The 17,800-nt window shown below is 68.5% G+C and carries 14 protein-coding genes; 8 read left to right on the forward strand and 6 right to left on the reverse strand.

Annotated elements, in window-relative coordinates; translation table 11 throughout:
• Positions 1–8 precede the first annotated feature (8 nt).
• The 3 genes from ACIQF0_RS43790 to ACIQF0_RS43800 are packed head-to-tail and all read left to right on the forward strand — an operon-like array spanning position 9 to position 3,130.
• Positions 9–587 carry an alpha/beta hydrolase gene (locus ACIQF0_RS43790; protein WP_360046138.1) on the forward strand — a complete coding sequence of 193 codons (579 nt, stop codon included), beginning with the start codon at positions 9–11 and terminating at the stop codon, positions 585–587.
• Between the two features lie 22 nt (positions 588–609).
• Positions 610–1,812 carry a serine hydrolase domain-containing protein gene (locus ACIQF0_RS43795; protein ID WP_401040270.1) on the forward strand — a complete coding sequence of 401 codons (1,203 nt, stop codon included), beginning with the start codon at positions 610–612 and terminating at the stop codon, positions 1,810–1,812.
• 19 nt (positions 1,813–1,831) lie between these two features.
• On the forward strand, positions 1,832–3,130 hold the full coding sequence (locus ACIQF0_RS43800; protein WP_401040273.1) for a serine hydrolase domain-containing protein: 1,299 nt from the start codon (positions 1,832–1,834) through the stop codon (positions 3,128–3,130).
• Here ACIQF0_RS43800 and ACIQF0_RS43805 read toward each other — a convergent pair.
• From ACIQF0_RS43805 to fdhD, 3 genes are read right to left on the reverse strand one after another with little or no spacing between them, the layout of a single operon-like run.
• Positions 3,127–4,008 carry an alpha/beta hydrolase gene (locus tag ACIQF0_RS43805; protein ID WP_401040276.1) on the reverse strand — a complete coding sequence of 294 codons (882 nt, stop codon included), beginning with the start codon at positions 4,006–4,008 and terminating at the stop codon, positions 3,127–3,129. The genes ACIQF0_RS43800 and ACIQF0_RS43805 overlap by 4 nt on opposite strands.
• 39 nt (positions 4,009–4,047) lie before the next feature.
• The gene (locus ACIQF0_RS43810; RefSeq protein WP_401040279.1) at positions 4,048–5,178 is read right to left on the reverse strand and encodes a CaiB/BaiF CoA transferase family protein; all 1,131 of its coding nucleotides are present in this window, start codon (positions 5,176–5,178) and stop codon (positions 4,048–4,050) included.
• Positions 5,165–5,992, reverse strand: a complete 828-nt coding sequence (fdhD, locus tag ACIQF0_RS43815) for a formate dehydrogenase accessory sulfurtransferase FdhD (protein ID WP_401040281.1) — start codon at positions 5,990–5,992, stop codon at positions 5,165–5,167. The genes ACIQF0_RS43810 and fdhD overlap by 14 nt, the downstream gene beginning before the upstream one ends.
• A gap of 65 nt (positions 5,993–6,057) precedes the next feature.
• Here fdhD and ACIQF0_RS43820 point away from each other — a divergent pair, with 65 nt between their 5' ends.
• The gene (locus ACIQF0_RS43820; RefSeq protein WP_401040284.1) at positions 6,058–7,572 is read left to right on the forward strand and encodes a phytoene desaturase family protein; all 1,515 of its coding nucleotides are present in this window, start codon (positions 6,058–6,060) and stop codon (positions 7,570–7,572) included.
• 47 nt (positions 7,573–7,619) lie between these two features.
• Entirely contained in the window at positions 7,620–8,111 is a 492-nt protein-coding gene (locus ACIQF0_RS43825; protein ID WP_143139052.1) for a hypothetical protein, read from the forward strand.
• Here the strand turns inward: ACIQF0_RS43825 and ACIQF0_RS43830 are convergent.
• On the reverse strand, positions 8,002–8,640 hold the full coding sequence (locus ACIQF0_RS43830; protein ID WP_401040287.1) for a DUF2238 domain-containing protein: 639 nt from the start codon (positions 8,638–8,640) through the stop codon (positions 8,002–8,004). The two genes, ACIQF0_RS43825 and ACIQF0_RS43830, sit on opposite strands and share 110 nt — an antisense overlap.
• Positions 8,641–8,734: 94 nt before the next feature.
• Here ACIQF0_RS43830 and ACIQF0_RS43835 point away from each other — a divergent pair, with 94 nt between their 5' ends.
• Complete coding sequence (locus ACIQF0_RS43835) at positions 8,735–9,292, forward strand: ArsR/SmtB family transcription factor (RefSeq protein ID WP_401040290.1); 558 nt, start codon at positions 8,735–8,737, stop codon at positions 9,290–9,292.
• Positions 9,293–9,562: 270 nt separating this feature from the next.
• Positions 9,563–11,752 (forward strand): glycosyl hydrolase family 28 protein, encoded by a 2,190-nt coding sequence (locus ACIQF0_RS43840; RefSeq protein ID WP_401040292.1) that lies wholly within the window; start codon positions 9,563–9,565, stop codon positions 11,750–11,752.
• On the opposite strand, the gene ACIQF0_RS43845 is transcribed toward ACIQF0_RS43840, so the two are convergent.
• Positions 11,745–14,030 (reverse strand): FdhF/YdeP family oxidoreductase, encoded by a 2,286-nt coding sequence (locus ACIQF0_RS43845; RefSeq protein ID WP_401040295.1) that lies wholly within the window; start codon positions 14,028–14,030, stop codon positions 11,745–11,747. The two genes, ACIQF0_RS43840 and ACIQF0_RS43845, sit on opposite strands and share 8 nt — an antisense overlap.
• A gap of 148 nt (positions 14,031–14,178) precedes the next feature.
• Positions 14,179–15,036: a hypothetical protein gene (locus tag ACIQF0_RS43850; protein ID WP_401040298.1), complete on the reverse strand. Its 858-nt coding sequence runs from the start codon at positions 15,034–15,036 to the stop codon at positions 14,179–14,181.
• A gap of 134 nt (positions 15,037–15,170) precedes the next feature.
• Between ACIQF0_RS43850 and ACIQF0_RS43855 the strand changes: the two genes are divergently transcribed.
• Positions 15,171–17,798 carry a valine--tRNA ligase gene (locus ACIQF0_RS43855; RefSeq protein ID WP_401040300.1) on the forward strand — a complete coding sequence of 876 codons (2,628 nt, stop codon included), beginning with the start codon at positions 15,171–15,173 and terminating at the stop codon, positions 17,796–17,798.
• Positions 17,799–17,800: the final 2 nt, after the last annotated feature.

A 17,800-nucleotide genomic window follows, 5' to 3' on the forward strand; every position in this document is an offset into this window, starting at 1 on the left:
GTGGAGGCATGTCGTTGCCTCACGTGCTCCTGCTCCACGGCTACACCGGTTCCGGCCCTGGCCACTGGCAGCGCTGGCTGGCCCAGACGGTGTCCGAGCATGGCGGCCTCGCCGACCTGCCGCACTTCAGCAGCCCCGAGGCGCCCGACCGCGACACCTGGCTCGGTGAGCTCGACACCCACCTCGAAGCCCTGCCGGCCGATCGCGAACGGGTCGTCGTCGCGCACTCGCTCGGCTGCTACCTGTGGCTGCACCACGCGGCCCGCGAGAACATCGCCCACGTCGACCGCGTGCTGCTGGTCGCCCCGCCCGAGCTGGACCACCCGGAGCCAGCCATCAAGTCGTTCTTCCCGGCCCCGCTCGACCCGGCCGGCCTGCGCCGCGCCGCCACCGAGACCCGCCTGATCGCGGGCGAGGGCGACCCGCACTGCTCGATGCAGGCCGCCAAGCAGCTCGCCGAGGCGTTGCGGATCGAGATCGACGTGCTGCCGGGTGCCGGGCACATCAACATCGACGCGGGCTACGGCGAGTGGCCCGCGGTGCTCAAGTGGGTGCGGTCGAAGACGGTGCCGCTCTCACCGCGCTAGACATCACTTCCTTGGGGGGAACGTGATCAACCTTGACGAGCTCGTCGAGGAACACGGCGTCGTCGGCGCCCAGCTCGCCGTCCTGACCGACGGCGAGATCGCCGACGTCGCCGCGGGTGTGCTGAACGCCGGCACGCGCGCGCCGGTGACGCCGGACTCGCTCTTCCAGATCGCGTCGATCACCAAGGTCTGGACGGCGACGCTCGTCCAGGAGCTCGCGAACGAGGGCCGGCTCGACCTCGACCGCCCGGTGCGCGACGTCCTGCCGGGCTTCCGGCCGGTGGTCACGCCGCGGCAGCTGCTGACCCACACGTCCGGCGTCGACGGCGATCTGTTCCACGACACCGGCTCCGGCGACGACGCCGTCGAGAAGTTCGTGGCACGGCTGGCCGACGCTGAGCAGATCTTCCCGCCGGGCGAGCTGTGGTCCTACTGCAACAGCGGGTTCACCGTGCTCGGCCGGATCGTGGAAGTGTTGCGCGGCAAGCCTTTCAACACCGTCCTGAAGGAACGGATCGCCGCGCCGCTCGGTCTCACCGTCGCGACGACCTACGCGGAGGGCGCGGCACTGCACGCCGCCGCCGGGCACGTGGACGGACAGCCGGTGACCGATCCGGGACCGGAGTCCGACTGGCCCGCCGGATCGGCGCTCGCGATGAGCGCCCGGGACCTGCTCGCGTTCGCGCGCATGCACCTCGCGACACCGGCGTTCGCGGTCATGCGCGAACCACAGGTCTCTTTGCCGGACTTCGGTTATCGCTCCAGGTGGGGCCTCGGCTGGGAGTTGCACGACTACTCCGGTGGCCCCGTGGTGGGCCACAACGGAGGCAACAAGGGCCTGAGCGCGTACCTGCGGGTCGCGCCGGAACGCGGGGTCGCCATCGCCCTGACCGCCAGTGGTGGCCGGGCGCAGGCGGTGTTCGACGCCGTCATCGAGAACGTCTTCAGCGAACTTGCGGGTGTGCGCAGGGCCGAGTTGCCGGTCCCGCCCGCCGATCCCCAGCCGGTGGACGTCGGGCGCGTGGCGGGCACCTACCGTTGCGCGGGCCACGAAGTCGTTGTCACGCAAGCAGATCACGGACGCGTGCTGATCCGGCTCGACGGCGAGGAGCGTGAGTTCGCGCGCCTCCGCGACGACGCGTTGATCGCCGTGGAGAAACCGCACACCGTGCTGGTGCTCAAGAACGGCTTGCTGCACTTCGGGCGGGCAGCCGCCCGGATCTGAGAACTCCTGGGGGAGAAGCATGATCAATCTGGACGAACTGATCGCGGAACACGGCGTCGTAGGAGCCCAGGTCGCGGTGCTGCACAACGGCGAAATCGTCGACATGGCAGCAGGTGTGCTGAACAACGTCACCGGCGAGAAGGTGACGAGCGACTCCATCTTCCAGATCGGGTCGATCACCAAGGTCTGGACGGCGACGCTCATCCAGCAACTGGTGAACGAGGGGCTGCTCGACCTCGACCGCCCGGTGCGGGACGTGCTGCCGGAGTTCAGGCTCGCCGACGAGCAGGCCGCGCGGATCATCACGCCGCGCCACCTCCTCACCCACACCGGCGGTTTCGACGGCGATCTCTGGCACGACACCGGGAGCGGTGACAACAAGATCGAGAAGTACGTCGAACTCATGGCCGACGCACGGCAGGTGGTGGCGCCCGGTGAGCTCTACACGTACTGCAACAGCGGGTTCGTCGTGCTCGGCCGGATCGTGGAAGTGTTGCGCGGCAAGCCTTTCAACACCGTCCTGAGGGAACGGCTGATCGAGCCGCTCGGTCTGCGCACCGCGGCCACCAGCCACGCCGAGTACGCCGCGCAGACGTGCGCCACGGGGCATCTGGGCAAGGAGTCGAAGCCGGCCGAGAAGCTGATGACCGAGGCGGACGCCCCGGCGGGGTCGGTGCTCGCGATGAACGCACGCGACCTGGTGGCGTTCGCGCGGATGCACCTGGACACCGATGAGTTCGACGCGATGCGGGAAGCCCAGGCGCCGATCCCGAACTTCGGACTCGGTGGCAAGCAGGGGCTCGGCTGGGTCGTGCAGCGCTACGCCAACGGCCAGACCGGCGTGAGCCACAACGGAACGACGCTGGGCTTCGAGGCACTTCTGCGGGTGGTGCCCAGTGCGGGAGTCGCGATCGCGGTCCTCACCAACGGCGGGCAGAGCCTGCCGCTGGTGCGCGCCGTCTTCCAGAAGGTCCTGGGCGACCTGGCCGGCGTCACGCCGTCCGCCTTTCCCGTGCCGCCTCTCGCACCGGTGCCGATCGACGTCGAGAAGGTCGTCGGCGTGTACCGGTCCGCGGGGCTGGAGGCGCACGTCACCGAAGGAGACGGGGGCAGGGTGAAGCTGCGGTTCGTGGCCCTCGACCACGTCTTCAAGGCTCTCGTCGACGACGAGGAGCGCGAGTTCACCGGGTTCCGCGACGACGCGCTGATCGCCGTCGAGAAGGAGGACGGGTATCACGCGGTGTTCGTCCTGTGCGGACGCGACGAGCAGGACCGGGTGAAGTACCTGCACTGGGGCCGTGCGGCCGTGAGGGTCTAGACGGCGCGCTTCGCGTACTTGGCGAGGAACTGCACGACGTCGGGCGTCACCTTCCGGTACAGCCCGTCGTCGTGGCCGCCGCCCTTCACCGCGCTCGCCTCGGGCCGCACCTCGCGGATGAACCGGCGGGTGCCCTCGATGAACTTGTCGCGGTCGCCGATCCACACACCCAGCGCGGTCGGGCCGGTGGACCTGATGTGGCGCAACGGGTCGAGCGACGTCCACTCGCCCTCGTCCTTGAACGCCCGCCGCTTCGCCATCTCCGGCCACGTGGTGATCAGGCCGGGGGAGATGACCGCGGCGGCCGCGATCGGGTCGCCGCGCTCGGCCCGGCGGCGCGCGTAGAGCAGCGAACCGAAGCCGCCCATCGACACCCCCGTCACCGCGAACGGCTCGCCGTAGCCGCGGTCCTTGAGCCAGCGCGGGACCTCGTCGAGCAGCATGGCCATCGGGTCGTCGCCGGGGATGTTCTCGTGCCAGTAGTTGTTGCCTCCGTCGACCGCGACGAAGCCGAACGCGGGCACCGAGCCCTTGGCGACGGCGGCGGCCAGGACGTCGGGCAGGTTGCCCACGGCCGCGTGCTTGGCGTCGCCGTTCAGGCCGTGCAGCAGGATCGACATCGGCAGGCCGCGGGGGTTCACGCCGGCCGGGAGGTAGAAGGCGAGGGTGACGTCGCGGTGGCGGGCGACGGAGTACACGCGCTCGAAGCGGATCGCCGGTTTCGCGGCCGAGGCGGTCCTCACCCGGTCCGCGGTCGCGATCTGCTGCTCGACGGCGTTGGACGACGACGACACGTACGTCGCGACGCCGGTGGCTGTCGCGATGACCACGCCGATCGCCGCCAGGAGGGTGCGGCGGCTGTACCTCGGTTCCCCCATGCTCACCTCATCGCGTGGGCACCGTTCCTCGTTTCCTACTCAGAGGACGGAACGCACGCGTAAGGCAGACAGTTCCTCACTCGAATAGCCCAACCACGTCAGCACGTCCTGATTGTGCTCGCCGAGTGCCGGGACCGCACCCGGTGACCACTCGAAACCGGCCACCGGCGGCGGCAGCATCCGGGCCGTTCCGCCGGGAACGCGCACGTCAACCCAGGTGTCGAGCTGCGGGTGCGACGGCAGGTCGGTGATCGGGCGGGTCAGCGCGGCCGGCACGTCGGCGGCGTCCAAAGTGGTCAGCAACTCGGCCGCGGTGAGGTCCGAAAACGCCTGTTCGAGCAGTTTCTGCAGCTCCCCGCGGTGCTCCACGCGGGACGCCACTGTGGCGAACCTCTCCTCCGGAGCGAGCCCGATCAGGTCGCACAGGCGCTGCCACTGCCCGTCGTTCTGCACGGCCAGGTGCACGGCGCCGTCCGCGCAGGCCACCGGCCCGTACGGTGCGATGCTCGGGTGGTGCGCGCCCGACCGCGGGGCCGCCGCACCCGTTCCGGCGGCGTAGAGCATCGGCTGGTGCATCCACTCGGCCATCGCCGCGAAGAGTGACAACCGCAGCCGTGCGCCTTCACCCGTCCGGCCGCGTTGCAACAACGCCGCCAGCACCGCCGACTGCAACTGAACGCCCGCCGCGATGTCCGCGACCGAGATCCCGGCGCGGGCCATCACGTCGCCCTCCCCGGTCAGCGACACCAGCCCGGCCTCGGACTGCACCAGCGCGTCGAACGCCTTGCGGTCCGCGTACGGGCCGTCCCAGCCGTAGCCGGACAGTTCACCGACGATCAACGTCGAGGGCAGCTCCAGCGCGAGCCGCTCCCACACCCGTGGCGACAGGTTGCACAACAGCACGTCGGCGCGCGCCACGAGCCGTTCCAGCACCTCACGGCCGTCGGGGTGGTTGATGTCGAGGGACACCGACTCCTTGCCGGCGTTCGTCCACGCGAAGTACGACGACACCTCGCCGCACGACGAGTCGTAGTGGCGCGCGAAGTCCCCGGAGCCAGGCCGTTCGATCTTGATGACCCGGGCGCCGAGATCAGCCAGCAACCGCGTCGCGTACGGCACCGCGACGGCCTGCTCCAGGCTCACCACCACGACACCGTCAAGCGGTCTCAACCACGCGCTCCCCACCGGTGTAGACGTTCATCGAGTCGCCGCGCAGGAAGCCGACGAGCGTCATGCCCTGCTCCTCGGCCAGCTCGACGGCGAGCGACGACGGCGCCGACACCGCCGCCAGCACCGGAATCCCGGACATCGCGGCCTTCTGCACCAGCTCGAACGACGCCCGCCCGGACACCATCAGCACCGCGCCGCGCAACGGCACCAGGTTCTGCAGCACCGCCCAGCCCAGCACCTTGTCCACGGCGTTGTGCCGCCCCACGTCCTCACGCACGACCAGCAACTCGCCGTCGACGAACAGCCCGGCCGCGTGCAGCCCGCCGGTGCTCTCGAAGACCTTCTGCCGTTCCCGCAACGCGTCCGGGAAGCCCGTCAACGCCTCAGGCGTGACCTTGACCTCGTCCAGCGCGGGGGAGTAGCGGGTCTTGAGCTTCACCGCGTCCAGCGCGCCCTTGCCGCACACCCCGCACGACGACGTGGTGTAGAAGTTCCGCTCCACCCCGGTGTCCGGTGGCGGCACACCCTCGGCCAGCGCGACGTCCAGCACGTTGTAGGTGTTCATCCCGTCCGGCCCGGTGCCCTCGCAGAACCGCGCGATCGAGACGTCCTCCGGCGACCCGATGACACCTTCGCTGAGCAGGAAGCCGTGCGCGAGCTCGACGTCGTGGCCGGGCGTGCGCATCGTGACCGCCAACGCCTTCCCGTTGACCCGCAGCTCCAGCGGCTCCTCGGCGGCGAGCGCGTCCACCCTGCGGCGCCGACCGCTCGGCGACACGCGTTCGACCGCTCGGCGCACCGTCACTCGGCCCATGTGCACATCTCCTTCGGAACGCTATGTTCCCCACCGACCAGGCTACGTGGGAGGGATTCCGGGGCATGGACGACGTCGTGATCGTCGGGGGCGGCCACAACGGGCTGGTGGCGGCCGCGTACCTCGCCAGAGCGGGGAAATCGGTCAGGGTGCTGGAGAAGCTGCCGCACGTCGGCGGGGCGGCGGTGAGCGCCTCACCGTGGGAGGGCGTCGACGCCCGGCTCTCGCGGTTCTCGTACCTCGTGTCGCTGCTGCCTGACCGGATCGTGTCGGATCTGGGGCTGAAGCTGGCTTTGAAGTCTCGTTCGACCTCGTCCTACACGCCGAACGGCAAGCGCGGGCTGCTGGTCGAACGCTCGCCCGGCGCGGCGACGGTGGCGTCGTTCGAGGCCGTCTGCGGGTCGCTGGAGGACTGGGAGCGGTGGCAGCGCTGGTACGCCGACCTGGAACTGATGGCGGAGGCGCTGGCGCCGACTCTTTTGGAACCGTTGGTGTCACGGGAACATCTGCGCGTGCACGTCGACAAGGTGGTGCGCGGCCGGTTGTGGGAGCAGGTCTTCGAACGGCCGATCGGCGCGACGCTGCAGGAGCTGTTCGACAACAACCTGGTGCGCGGGGTCGTCGCCACGGACGCGTTGATCGGCACGCACTCGTCGCTGCATTCGTTGCGCGCCAACAAGTGCTTCCTCTACCACGTGATCGGCAACGGCACCGGTGAGTGGAAGGTCCCGGTCGGCGGCATGGGCGGGGTCACCGCCGAGCTGGAACGGGTCGCGCGCGAGGCCGGTGTGCGGATCATCACCGGCGCCGAGGTCACCTCCGTCGAGTCGGACGGCAAGACCGCCTCCGTGACCTACGGCGACACGACTGTCGAGGCCCGGTTCGTGCTGTCCAACGTGGCGCCGTCGGTGCTGGGACGGTTGCGGGGACTGGAAGTCCACGACGCGCCGGGCTGCCAGTTGAAGATCAACATGTTGCTGCGCAGGCTGCCCGAGCTGAAGTCCGGCGTCGACGCGCGGGTGGCGTTCGCCGGCACGTTCCACCTCGACGAGTCCTACGACCAGCTGGAGACCGCCTACCTGGAGAGCGCCGCCGGCCACGTGCCGTCGGTGCTGCCGGGCGAGATGTACTGCCACTCGCTGACCGACCCGTCGATCCTCGGGCCGTCGCTGCAGGGCCACGAGACGCTGACGTTGTTCGGCCTGCACCTGCCGGCGTCGTTGTTCGAGGGCCGCAACACCGAGCTGCGCGACGAGCTGGTGAAGCGCTACCTCGACCAGCTCAACGCGCATCTCGTGGAGCCGATCCAGGACTGCCTGGCGCTCGACGCCCAGGGCGCCCCGTGCATCGAGGCGCGCACTCCGCTGGACCTGGAGGAGGAGCTCGGCCTGCCGGGTGGCAACATCTTCCACGGGGAGCTCGACTGGCCGTTCGCCGAGAGCGACGACCAGGTCGGCAAGTGGGGCGTGGAGACCGATGTGGACAACGTCTTCGTCTGCGGTGCGGGTTCCCGGCGCGGTGGCGGCGTGAGCGGCATCGGCGGCCACAACGCGGCGAGGGCTGTTCTCGAACGCATTTGAGACATTTTTGATGACACTCCGCGTCATCTCTGGTTACAGTTGGCGGCGTGGGGGACTTCTACGGAATCGCCGAGATCGCCGACGCCATGGGGCTCAGTCGGCAGCTGGTGGCTGTCTGGCGCAAGAGACGCTCGCACGGCATTCCCGAGCCGGACGCGGAACTCGCGTCCGGCCCGATCTGGCGGCGCGAGACGGTCGAGCCGTGGATCGAACGCACGCGCGGCCGGCTGGGTCTCGCCGGCACGCGCGAGTCCGCGAGCAGGAGCCTTCGGCTGCGCACCTGCCGCCGGGTGCTGCGGCTCGCGGCGTTGATGCTGGAGGAACCGCAACGGCCGCGGGTGCTCAACGAGGCCGCGGACCAGTTGCGCGACCTCATCCACGAGGTCGACCAGGCCGCGGACGACGTCGTCGGCGCGTTGCTGCGCGAGCTCATCGAGCCGGTGCGCGACCCGGACGTTCCGGCGGAGCTGCTGCGGGTGCCGGTGATCGAGTCGCTGCCGCTCGTGACCGCCGTAGCGCGCAACTCACCAGACTGGTGACGAGCGCGCCCAACGCGGCCAGCGCCATGTCGGCGTGCGCGTCCCACATGTCGCCCTGCTGGCCGTTGTAGGCCTCGGCGACGTCAGGGGCGAGCGTCATCGCGATCGCCCACTCCAGCAGTTCGTAGAGCGCGCTCGTCGCGAGCACGATCTCCACCGACCGCACCCACTTCCTCCGCAGGATCGCGGTCAGGCACACGCCGTACGCGAAGTGCACGAGCCGGTCGAAGTGGTTGCGGTCCCAGGAGAACGCCTCCGACAGCCGCACGCCGAACACCGCGTTCGTCCAGTCGTCGTACGGGACGAACGAGTAGATCCACCGCGCCGCGATCGTGTGCAGCGCAAGGAAAACCAGCGCCCACGCCCACTGCGCGGTGTCCAGCCTGCGTCTCAGCAGCCACAGCGCCAAGATCGCCACCGCCGTCAACGAGCTGTGCAACGCCTGCTCGGCGGGCCACGGCGGGTTGATCCACGTCACCGCCACCAGCGCGCCGAACGCCCCCAGCAGCCACCACTTCCCCCAGGTCATGCGCACAGCCTGGCGGATCTTGGGTGGTTTTATATCAGGATTTATATATCAAGGAACCTTGCTAAAGGTTTGTTGATGTGGGTACCCTCGTGTCATGACCGAGAATCCGATCACTGACACCAAGGCGCTCCGGGCCCTCTCCCACCCGTTCCGGTGGAAGCTCCTCCAGTTGCTCACGGAGCAGGGCCCGCGCACCGCCACCCAGTGTTCGGAGGCGCTCGGTGAAAGCGTCGCGAGCTGCTCGTACCACCTGAACATGCTGGCCAAGTACGGGTTCGTCGGCGAGGTCGAGGGTCCGGGCAGGCAAAAGCCGTGGAAGATCGTTCACAAGCGCCAGTCGATCTCGACGGAAGGCCTTGAGGGCGAGGCGGCGATGGCCGCGGAGGCGGCCTCGATGGCGTTCCTGGACCAGGAGTTCGAACGCATGCGGGAGCGCCTGCGGCAGTGGGAGCACCTGCCTGCGGAATGGCGCAAGGCGGTCGGCACCGAGGGCACCGTCAAGTTCATCACCGCGGCTGAGGCTGTCGAGTACGTGGCGGAGTTGCAGGCGCTGCTGGACAAGTACGACGAACGCCGCCTGGATCCGTCGCTGCGGCCGGAGGGCTCGCGGGCGGTCAGGTTCTTCCTGAGCCACACGGTCGGACCCGAGTAACAACCACCCGAGGGAGATCTGTCATGTTGTCGCACGACCAAGCGTTTGCTATCGCGAAGATGAGGCAGTCTGAGATCGAGGCCGACGCGGCCGCGCGCAGGCTCGTTCGCGCGCCTGAGCAGGCTGCGAAACCGGAGAAGCGGGTAGGCGGAGGCTTACTCGCGACGGGCCGTCGCCGCTGGAGGCTGTTCGGGCGCGTTCGACCGGCGTAGCGTGTGAACTCCCCGCCGCCGTAAACGTTTTCAGGACGTTACAACGGGGAGGACATCCGTGTTACGGAGACTCGGCGTGGCGGTGACCGCGGCACTGCTGGGCATCACGGTGCTGGCGGAACCCGCTCAGGCGGCGGACTTCAACGTCAAGGACTACGGGGCCGCCGGCAACGGCAGCGCGAACGACACGGCGGCCATCGACAGGGCGATCACCGCGGCGAACGCGGCGGGTGGTGGGACCGTGCGGTTCCCGTCCGGCACGTACCGCTCGCCCAACTCGATCCACATGAAGAGCAACGTCACGCTCCAGCTCGACTCCGGCGCCACGATCATGGGCGCGAGCGGCAGCGGCTACGACAAGCCCGAGCCCAACCCCAACGACGAGTACCAGGACTACGGCCACAGCCACTTCCACAACGCCATGATCTGGGGCGACCGGCTGACCAACATCGGCTTTGCAGGCTCCGGCACCATCGACGGCGGTGGCGCGCTGATCACCGGCAACCCGGACAGCGGGCAGGCCGACAAGATCATCTCGTTGACGCGCTGCGAGAACCTCACGGTCAGCGGCATCAAACTCCGGCGCGGCGGCCACTTCGCGATGCTGATCAACGGGTGCCGCAACGTCGTGTCCGACCGGCTCACGATCGACACCGCGAGCGACCGCGACGGCTGGAACGTCATCAGCACCACCAACGTCACGATCACCAACGGCGACTTCGCGGGCAACGACGACGCGCTGGCGTTCAAGAGCGACTACGCGCTCGGTCAAAAGCTCAGCAACGGCAACGTGAAGGTCTACGACACCAAGCTCAGCGCGGGGTGCTGCAACGCGTTGATGTTCGGCTCGGAGACGTGCGGTGACTTCACCGGCTACGACTTCCAGCGCATCCAGATCCAGGGCTCCAACAAGTCGGGGCTCGGGCTCGTCTCGATGGACGGCTCGGTCGTCTCCGACGTGCACTACAAGGACATCACCGTCAGCGGCGTGCGGTCGCCGATCATGCTCAAGGTCGGCGCCCGCAAGCGCTGCGGCAACAGTCCGGGCGTCGGCACCATCAAGAACATCACCTACGACAACATCACGATCAACGGCGCCTCGCCGTCGTTCAGCCCCACGATCATGGGCGACGTCGACGGCCACATCAGTGACGTGACGTTCAACAACGTGAAGATCAACGTGCCCGGTGGCAACGGCACGATGTCGACGAACCCGCCGAGCAACGACCGCACCAACTACAACCCGAACAGCATCGGCACCCGGCCCGCCTACGGCTGGTACATCCGTTACGCCGACCGCGTCAGGTTCCTCAACAGCGCCGTCGCGTTCACGAACAACGACGGCCGGCCCGCGGTGATCGCCGACAACTCCACCGACCTGACGTTCGACACCTTCGGCTGGGAACGCGGCACCAGCAGCCCGACGGACTTCCTCTTCCGCAACACCAACGGGTTCTGCGTCCGCAACTCGGGCTCGCCGCGCGTGCAGAACACCGGTTCGACCGAGAAGTGCGGGGTGGGCAACGACTTCAGCATCGCGGTCGATCCCGCGTCGCGCGTGGTCAAGCCGGGAGACACGGCGTCGTTCACCGTCAGCGCGGCCTCGACCGGCTCGCCGGGGCCGATCAGCCTCGACGCCGACAACGTGCCGGCCGGGACGGTCGTGCAGTTCAGTCCGGCCACGATCAACCCAGGTCAGGCGTCCACGATGACCGTGGCGACGCTGCCGGACACCCCGCACGGCTCGACGAACATCAACGTCCGAGGCACGGCCGGTCAGATCACGCGGTCGGCCGTCGCGATCCTGACCGTCGGCGACCAGCCCGCGGAACTGGAGCTGAGCGGGTTGTCGGTGGCGGACACCGGGAACGCGGGCGACTGGTCGGTGCAGACCGGCCTGCGCACGGGCGTCGCGCAGTACGGCGACCGCGACTTCACGTTCAGCGCCGTACCGGACGAGGTGACGGGAGCGAAGTGGATCCGCACGGCCAACGACTCGAAGTCGGCGACGCAGAACCCGTTGGCGCGCTTCACGATCAACCGCGACGCGCTGGTCTACGTCGCGGTCGACACGCGGCTCGGCAAGCGTCCGTGGATGGACTCGTTGTGGCTCGACAGCGGCCTGCAGCTGGTCAACACCGAAGGGTCCCCGAGGACCTTCCGCCTGTACGCCAAGGGCTTCCGGGCGGGAGAGGTCCAACTGGGACCCAACGGCGGTGCCAGCAACTACACGGTCCTGGCTAAATAGCCTCGAGACGCACGATCACGGACTTCGAGGTCGGCGTTCCCGAGATGTCCGCCTTGGAGTCCAGCGGCACCAACGGGTTCGCCTCGGGGAAGTACGTGGCCACGCATCCCCGCGCGGTCGAGTAGGAGACGATCCGGAACGACTCGGCGCGGCGTTCGACGACGCCCGTCGGGTCGTCCTTCCACTCCGAGACGATGTTCACCATCTGCCCGTCGGTGAACCCCAGCTCCTTGATGTCGTCGGGGTTCACGAACACCACGCGACGGCCGTCCTTCACGCCGCGGTAGCGGTCGTCCAGGCCGTAGATCGTGGTGTTGTACTGGTCGTGGCTGCGCAGGGTCTGCATGATCAGGCGGCCTTCGGGGATCTCGATGACCGTCAGCTCGTTCGCCGTGAAGTTCGCCTTGCCGGTCGCCGTCGCGAACTCCTGCGAGTCACGCGGCGGGTGCGGCAGCACGAAACCGTCGGGCTGACGCACGCGCGTGTTGTAGTCGGTGCAGCCCGGCACGACACGGGAGATGTGCTCGCGAACGACGTCGTAGTCCTTCTCGAACTCCTCCCACGCCACGGGGTGCGAGGCGCCGAGCGTCTTGCGCGCGAGCCGGCAGACGATCGAGACCTCGGACAGCAGCTGCTCCGACGCGGGCTTGAGCCGCCCGCGCGAGCGGTGGACGACCGACATCGAGTCCTCGACCGTGACGAACTGCTCGCCCGAGTGCTGGACGTCGCTCTCGGTGCGGCCCAGGGCGGGCAGGATCAGCGCGGTGCGGCCGTGGACCACGTGCGAGCGGTTGAGCTTCGTGGAGACGTGCGTCGTCAGCGAGCACTGCTCCAGCGCCTTCTCGGTCACCGGGGTGTCCGGGGTGGCGCTGACGAAGTTGCCGCCCATCGCGATGAACACCTTGCCGCGGCCCTGGCGCATCGCGTTGATGGCGTCGACGGTGTCGAAACCGTGCTTGCGCGGCACGGAGATGCTGAACTCGTTCTCCAGGGCCAGCAGGAACTTCTCCGGCATCTTCTCGTAGATGCCCATCGTGCGGTCGCCCTGCACGTTCGAGTGGCCGCGCACCGGGCACAGGCCCGCGCCCGGCTTGCCGATCATGCCGCGCAGGAACATGACGTTCGTGACCTCGCGGATCGTGGGCACGCTGTGCTTGTGCTGCGTCAGACCCATTGCCCAGCAGGCGATCGTGCGCTTGGAGTCGACGAACATCCCGGCCACGCGGGTGATCTGCTCGCGGGTCAGGCCGGTCGCGGTGAGCACGCCGTCCCAGTCGAGTTCGCGCAGGCTCTCCGCGTAGGCCTCGAAGCCGTGCGTCTTGGCCTCGATGAACGTCTTGTCGAGCTTGTCCCACTGCAGCAGCAGGTGCCCGATCGCCTGGAACAGCGCCTGGTCGCCACCGACCTTGATCTGCACGAACTCGTCGCTCAGCGCGGTGCCGCGGCCGACGACGCCCGCCACGTTCTGCGGGTTCTTGAACCGCATCAGGCCCGCTTCCGGCAGCGGGTTGATCGCGATGATCTTCGCGCCGTTCTTCTTCGCGTCCTCCAGCGCGCTGAGCATGCGCGGGTGGTTCGTGCCGGGGTTCTGGCCGATGACCACGATGAGGTCGGCGAGGTCGAAGTCCTTGATCGACACCGAGCCCTTGCCGATGCCGATCGTCTCGTTCAGCGCCGAGCCGGACGACTCGTGGCACATGTTCGAGCAGTCCGGCAGGTTGTTGGTGCCGAACGAGCGGACCAGCAGCTGGTAGAGGAACGCGGCCTCGTTGCTGGTGCGGCCGGAGGTGTAGAAGATCGCCTCGTCCGGGTTCGACAACGCTGTCAGCTCGTCGGCGACGAGCGTGAACGCCGCGTCCCAGCTGATCGGTGTGTAGTGCGTCGCACCCGGCCGCAGCACCATCGGTTCGGTGAGCCGGCCCTGCTGGCCGAGCCAGTAGTCGGTCTTCGTGCGCAGGCTCTCGATCGAGTGCTCGGCGAAGAACTCGGGCCCGATTCGTCGTTTGGTGGCTTCCTCCGCGACGGCCTTCGCGCCGTTCTCGCAGAACTCCGCCATCTTGCGGTGACCCTGTGGTTCGGGCCACGCGCAACCAGGACAGTCGAAACCTTCGCGCTGGTTGAGCAGTCGCAACGTCTTGACCGTGCGCCCGACACCCATCTGCTCGACCGCGCGGTCGAGCGACACGAGCACACCGGGAATACCCGCTGCCCAGGTCTTGGGGGTGCTGACTTCGAGCGCGGACTCGTCGACGTCGTTCTGCGGGGGCTTGCTGCTCATGGCTGCATTCTTCGCTGATAGACGTCGGCGCCGCCAGCGCCCCCGAAGAACGCGGCGGCGCCGTCGGCACGGGCCCCAAGGGGTTTGAACGGTCCGTGACGGTCATTGTGATCGCCGTCACTCTCGTCCGGCACCTCTGAAAGAGTGATCAATCGCAGCTGTTCTCCGTCGGCACCTGTCCGTCCACGGAGAAGTACTTCTTCTCGTCACCGGCGACGCCCTCACCGTGCTTGGGCGGCTCGGTGAACTGCGGCGCGAGGAAACCGTCCTTCGCCGCCTGGCACGCGATCGAGTACTGGAAACCCGTCGAGTCCGAGGGCCACAGTCCTTCGGGAGTGATCGAGTAGGTGATCTTCTCGCGGACCGCCGCGACCATCTCCATCTGACTGAGGAGCTTCTTCGGCTCCGGCGGCTCGAACGCGTAGGCGAACACGTAGTCCGCCGTCACCGCCGGGTAGCCGTCCTTCTCCCCGAGAGTCATCCTCCCGGACACCTTGATGCCGTTCGGGAGCAGCTTCGTGCCCTGCTTGAGCCGGGTGGTCCAGCCCGCGATCTCCTTCACGACGTGCTCGCGCACCTCCGGCGCCAGCATCGCGAGGAACCGGTCCGGTTTGTGCTCGCCGAGCATCACCGGGTCGAGGCGTGAGGCGATGAGCGCCTGCCGGACCTGCTCGAACGCCGGATTGGCGTCCGGCGCGACGATGCCCTTGTCGCCGTCGGGCCACTGCTCCGCGGGCGTGCCGGCGAACGGGACCTCGACGTTCGCCCCCGCGTACGGCAGCTTCACGTCCGGCAGCGAGGCCTCGCCGAACTTCCCCGCCCTGTAGAGCCCGAACAGCACCGCGCCGATGACGAGCAGGGCGATGACGGACACGACCTTGCCGCTGTGTCTGCCTCGTCTGGCCTTCCGGCGTTGCCTGCGGATGTCCCGCTTGGCGCGTTTGTTCGCGGCGCGGATCCAGGCCGCGTCCTTCAGATCAGGATGGTCATCAATGTCGTACTGCAACGTTCCCCCCAGATGTTCGGGGCACATCTTCGGTCACTCCGAACCACGCTGTCGACCGGCTTGCGGTTGCCGCGGGGGCGTTATCAGGTATCTCGTTTCAAGTCGAGACCCTGGCCTCCGTAGACTTCACGGCTGTGACTGAACTCGACACCGCAACCCAGCGTCCTGACCTCCCCGCCGCGTGGACTCCGGCGGAGGTAGAGGCGGAGCTGTACCAGCGGTGGGTCGACCGGCGTTACTTCGAGGCCGACGTCAAGAGCGACAAGCCGCCGTTCACGATCGTGCTGCCCCCGCCGAACGTCACCGGTTCGCTGCACATGGGCCACGCGATGAACCACAGCGTGATGGACGCGCTGTCGAGGCGCCGCCGCATGCAGGGCTACGAGGTCCTGTGGCTGCCCGGCATGGACCACGCGGGCATCGCGACCCAGAACGCCGTCGAGCGCGACCTGGCCAAGCAGGGCATGTCCCGGCAGGACCTCGGGCGCGAGAAGTTCGTCGAGCGCGTCTGGGAGTGGAAAGAGGAGTACGGCGGCAAGATCCTCGACCAGATGAAGCGCCTCGGCGACGGCATCGACTGGTCGCGTGAGCGCTTCACCATGGACGAGGGGCTGTCGCGCGCCGTCCAGACGATCTTCAAGAAGATGTACGACGACGGCCTGATCTACCAGGCCGAGCGGATCATCAACTGGTGCCCGCGCTGTCAGACGGCGCTCTCGGACGTCGAGGTCGACCACAGCGACGACGACGGCGAGCTCGTTTCGATCCGCTACGGCGAGGGCGAGAACTCGATCGTCGTCGCGACCACGCGCGCCGAGACGATGCTGGGTGACACCGCGGTCGCCGTCCACCCGGACGACGAGCGCTACCAGCACCTCATCGGCACCGAGGTCGAGCTGCCGCTGACCGGCCGGCGCATCCCGATCGTCGCCGACACGCACGTCGACCCGAAGTTCGGCACCGGCGCCGTCAAGGTCACGCCCGCCCACGACCCGAACGACTTCGAGATCGGCCAGCGCCACGGCCTGCCGAACCTCACGATCATGGACGGCCGCGCGACCATCACCGCGCACGGCCCATTCGAGGGGCTCGACCGCTTCGAGGCGCGTCCGGCGATCGTCGCCGCGTTGCGCGCGGAGGGCCGGATCGTCGCGGAGAAGCGGCCGTACGTCCACGCCGTCGGGCACTGCTCGCGGTGCGACACGGTCGTCGAGCCGCGCCTGTCGCTGCAGTGGTGGGTCAAGGTCGAGAACATCGCCGCCGCCGCGTCGGCCGCCGTCCGCGACGGCCGCACCAAGATCCACCCGGCCGAGCTGAACAAGCGGTACTTCGACTGGACCGACAACCTGCACGACTGGTGCATCTCGCGCCAGCTGTGGTGGGGCCACCGGATTCCGGTCTGGTACGGCCCGAACGGCGAGGTCGTGTGCGTCGGACCGGACGACGAGGCGCCCACCGGTGAGGGCTGGCGTCAGGACGAGGACGTCCTCGACACCTGGTTCTCGTCGGGTCTGTGGCCGTTCTCCACGCTGGGCTGGCCGGAGTCCACCGAGGACCTTCGGAAGTTCTATCCGACGTCCGTTCTCTCGACCGGTTACGACATCCTGTTCTTCTGGGTCGTCCGGATGATGATGTTCGGTCTGTACGCGATGGACGAGGTTCAGCCGTTCGACCACGTCTTCCTGCACGGTCTGATCCGCGACCAGTACGGCAAGAAGATGTCGAAGACCAAGGGCAACGGCATCGACCCGCTGGACTGGATGGAGCGCTACGGCGCGGACGTCACCCGGTTCACGCTGCTGCGCGGCACGAACCCCGGTTCGGACATGGCCGTCGCCGAGGAGCGGGCGGTCGGCTCACGCAGCTTCACCACGAAGCTGTGGAACGCCACGCGTTTCGCGCTGGCCAACGGTGCGACGGTCTCCCGTCCGCTGCCGGAGCGTTCCGAGCTGACGGCCGCCGACCGCTGGATCCTCGACGAGCTCGACGCCCTGGTGTCCACTGTGGACACCAACTTCGAGGCGTTCCAGTTCTCCCGTGCCTGCGAGGCGCTGTACAGCTTCACGTGGGACGAGTTCTGCGACTGGTACCTGGAGATCGCGAAGGTCCAGATCGCGGACGGCCGCGCCGAGGCCACGCAGTCCGTCCTGGGCCACGTCCTCGACGTCCTGCTGCGGCTGCTGCACCCGTCGATCCCGTTCATCACCGAGACGCTGTGGACGTCGCTGACCGGCGGCGAGTCGCTCGTCGTGGCGCAGTGGCCGTCCGTTTCGGGCGCCGAGCGCGATCTTGACGCGAAGGCGGAGATCGAGGGCCTGAAGAAGCTCGCGACCGAGATCCGCCGGTTCCGTTCCGAGCAGGGCCTCAAGCCGGGCCAGAAGGTCGCGGGCAAGGTCCGCGGCGCGTGCTGCGTCGGCCTGATCGACCAGGTTCCGTCCGTGCGCGCGATGACGCGGCTCACCGAGCCCGGTGACGAGTTCACCGTCTCGGCGACGCTGGAGGTCGGCCTGCCCAAGGGCGCGGTGAAGGTCGAGCTGGACCTGTCCGGCACGATCGACGTCGCCGCCGAGCGCAAGCGCCTGGCGAAGGACCTGGCCGTGGCGCAGAAGGAACTCGAGGGCACGACGAAGAAGCTGGGCAACGAGGCGTTCCTCGCCAAGGCGCCCGCCGACGTCAAGGCCAAGATCGAGGAGCGCAAGGCCACCGCCGAGTCCGAGATCGCCCGCATCAACGAGCGCCTGGCCGCGCTGCCGGAGGCGTAAGA

The sequence above is a fragment of the Lentzea sp. NPDC092896 genome (assembly GCF_044754905.1).
Lineage (GTDB): Bacteria > Actinomycetota > Actinomycetes > Mycobacteriales > Pseudonocardiaceae > Lentzea.

Bases quoted from the DNA above. Each gene is read 5' to 3' on its own strand.
- ACIQF0_RS43790 (WP_360046138.1), top strand. From the start codon at position 9: ATGTCGTTGCCTCACGTGCTCCTGCTCCACGGCTACACCGGTTCCGGC.
- ACIQF0_RS43800 (WP_401040273.1), top strand. From the start codon at position 1,832: ATGATCAATCTGGACGAACTGATCGCGGAACACGGCGTCGTAGGAGCC.
- ACIQF0_RS43805 (WP_401040276.1), bottom strand. From the start codon at position 4,008: ATGGGGGAACCGAGGTACAGCCGCCGCACCCTCCTGGCGGCGATCGGC.
- fdhD (WP_401040281.1), bottom strand. From the start codon at position 5,992: ATGGGCCGAGTGACGGTGCGCCGAGCGGTCGAACGCGTGTCGCCGAGC.
- ACIQF0_RS43820 (WP_401040284.1), top strand. From the start codon at position 6,058: ATGGACGACGTCGTGATCGTCGGGGGCGGCCACAACGGGCTGGTGGCG.
- ACIQF0_RS43830 (WP_401040287.1), bottom strand. From the start codon at position 8,640: ATGACCTGGGGGAAGTGGTGGCTGCTGGGGGCGTTCGGCGCGCTGGTG.
- ACIQF0_RS43835 (WP_401040290.1), top strand. From the start codon at position 8,735: ATGACCGAGAATCCGATCACTGACACCAAGGCGCTCCGGGCCCTCTCC.
- ACIQF0_RS43845 (WP_401040295.1), bottom strand. From the start codon at position 14,030: ATGAGCAGCAAGCCCCCGCAGAACGACGTCGACGAGTCCGCGCTCGAA.